General features: G+C 46.1%; 1 protein-coding gene. It reads right to left on the bottom strand.

Going from position 1 to position 2,759, the window contains the following annotated elements:
* Nucleotides 1–55 precede the first annotated feature (55 nt).
* Nucleotides 56–1,888 carry a glycosyl hydrolase family 18 protein gene (locus tag VN105_RS21115; RefSeq protein ID WP_325643910.1) on the bottom strand — a complete coding sequence of 611 codons (1,833 nt, stop codon included), beginning with the start codon at nucleotides 1,886–1,888 and terminating at the stop codon, nucleotides 56–58.
* Nucleotides 1,889–2,759: the final 871 nt, after the last annotated feature.

Below are 2,759 nucleotides of genomic sequence, written 5' to 3'. Positions count from 1 at the left end.
AATAAAAATGCCCGGTGACTTTTCAGGTCACCGGGCATTGGGTCAGATCCTGCGTTTAGTTCTGCAGATCAAAACTGATGGCGATAGCAGACAGCGTAGCCAGTAAGGAATTGGCACTGGTAGGCGGCGTAGTGCCGGGTGTACCGGTGTTGCCGGATGCGTTAAAAGAAAAGCTGTTGATGGTACTGAGCGCCGAAAGCTCGCCGGTGGCGGGGAAATTGGTTAAACCGGCAGCGCCCTGTATTAAAACATCGTTTACCCATAAGTGATAGGTTTGCTGCGGTAACGCATAAGTGTTGCCGTTTTTCAGGTAATTTCTGCCTGAACTGTTATTGTTGCAGTACAGTTCAATTTTATAGCTGCCGGTTTTATTGAATACGGTATTGTTGATGGTAGTGTAACCGTATGTAGCGTTGCGGTACGACAATGTAGCAAAGTTGCCGCCATAGAAATCCAGGCGGATAGTGCCAAAAACACCGGGTGTATTCACGGAAGTGAGCTGGTTGGTGTTGTTAAAGGTACTGCTGGCGGTGGTGCTGTAGCCAAACGGGATAATGAGTTGTCCGTTTGTTAATGCGGCGTTCAGCTGTAAATTAAAGGTAAGTGCAGCTACTGTTTTTGCTTCATCGATATTGTACCAGGAAAATTTAGCGGGTGTGTTGGTAGAGCTGGCAGCCGTTTTCAGGCCGGGAGGATTAGTTCCTGGCTGAAGTTCATAGTAACCGCCGCAATTAGCCGGCAGGAAAACCCGTCCATAGCCATAGGGAGGTGCAGGTAAAAATCCTGGGGTTCCTTTTATGGAGACGGATGATTTTACAGCCGTGGAATCGCTGTATGTAGCTGATGCCGGTGCACTCAGGTCGAACCGCCAGGTGATGTATGGATTTTCCCAGCCGGTGTTGCTGTTTATTTTGTCGTGGATGGCCTTTAATAGTGAAAGCGACCCGGTGGCGTCCTGCAATACCTGCCAGAACATAATACCACCGGCTTCCTGTTGTGCATAGGCCGTTTTATTCTGGATGGTGGGAATGCCATTATAATTGATTACAACACCATCCGTGCGCCGTACCGTATCCTTGTTTTCGGCGCCGGGATATTGCGCCACCAATTCGCTGTATTTGATGGATTGCAGGTTGCCTGATAGTGTGTACAAGCCATAGAAAGGAACGCCTACTACTACTTTATCTGCCGCCATACCCCTTTGGCCTTTCCAGTAGTCTACATGTTGTTTTGCGTAGCTAAAGGGCGAGTGTTCATCGCCGGCTTTATCATAAGCCATCACGTTGATAAAGTCGAATGCTGCCAGGCAGGAATCTGTTACGCGGTCGCGCGTCCACCAGGCCACCGCTGCAGTGAGCAGTTTCCCGTTGGGTTTAAGCTGGGCCGATAAACCGGTAATGAATGCTTCATAGTTTTCGTCGATGTTGTCTCCTTCAAGATCCACATCAATACCGTCCACATCGTATAGTGAAACCAGGTTCACTACTTTAGTGATGAAGGCCGCCCTGTTGGAAGCGGTAAGCAGGTTGGCATACTGGCTTTGATTGGATCCGCCGCCAAGCGATAACAGTACTTTAACGTTGTTAAGATGCGCCTTTGATACAATGGTATCCAACCCGGTGCCTTGTGAGGCAGGGAAGTTACCGTTTACATCCGGGTTGAAGAAAGCGACATTCAGATGGGTCACCTTTGAGAAATCAAAGGCATTAATATGATCTGCGAGTGTGGAAGTATATTTTGGAAGATAGGCTACTATCTTAAAACCGGTTGACTGCAATTGCGATGTATGCATTTGGCCGGGTTTGTTGATATAAAACATATCCCGGATTTTGGTACAACCGGAAACAAGTAATACAAAGAGGGCGGATAATACTAATTTTTGTTTCATGTTTTTTGGTTTAAATGAGCGGTGAATAATAGGGGTGATCTGTATAAGAAGGGATCATTGTTGTCCTGTGCGTTTACTCGCAGCGCTCCTGCCCGGAAATTGGTTGATTTAGCCGGTAGCTGCTACATGCTTTAGTAATACTTGCACATTGCTACAGCGATACTTATAACATACTGTAAACCAGCTTTTAACGTGCTGTTGGTGTGGAGTGAAGGTGGACTTGATCGGCAATTGATTGATACCCATTCAATTATGTACACTTTTTTTAGGCCCGTTACATCACTTCTGGGATCGTAACTATATGGATATCAAAAAGTTGTTTGAAATAAAACAATATTTGCCTGCAGGTGGGTCCATTATCCCAAAAAACACGCCAGTATAGCCGTTACCGTTATGCCGCCGGGAAGTGGGGCGGTGTGTCAATGCCAGTCGTTCGGACCATGTTCAACGATGATCATTACGAAGCTTTTCGCCGGTAGGGAATGGAACTTGTTGCTAACCGGGTATGCGCCAGTAATGATCGTGTGAATCATTCATGGTTCAACCGGCAACTTGTTGCTAACCGGGTATGCGCCAGTACTGATCATGTGAATCATTCATGGTTCAACCGGCTACTCGTTGCTAACTCGTATGCGCTAATAATGATCATGTGAATCATTCATGGTTCATGAGCAATTTGCTGCTAACCGGGATAAGCATCAACAAAAGAACATGATGAATCAATCATGCACCCATGTGCAGCATTCCATTAACCACGGTATGCTCCGGCAATGATTAAATATGGGTGATTTTGGGATGGATCGGTTTTTTACCTTAAATTCGTGTACGTACACAAAAATAACGTTTATTTCCTTATATCCAAGTATTGGTG

The sequence above is a fragment of the Chitinophaga sp. genome (genome assembly GCF_035564935.1).
In the GTDB taxonomy this organism is placed as follows: Bacteria; Bacteroidota; Bacteroidia; order Chitinophagales; family Chitinophagaceae; genus Chitinophaga.
Note: the sequence above shows the minus strand (reverse complement) of the source record. Positions and strands in the feature narration are given on the sequence as shown.

Excerpts from the sequence above, each read along its gene's own strand:
- VN105_RS21115 (WP_325643910.1), bottom strand. The coding sequence starts at position 1,888 with ATGAAACAAAAATTAGTATTATCCGCCCTCTTTGTATTACTTGTTTCC.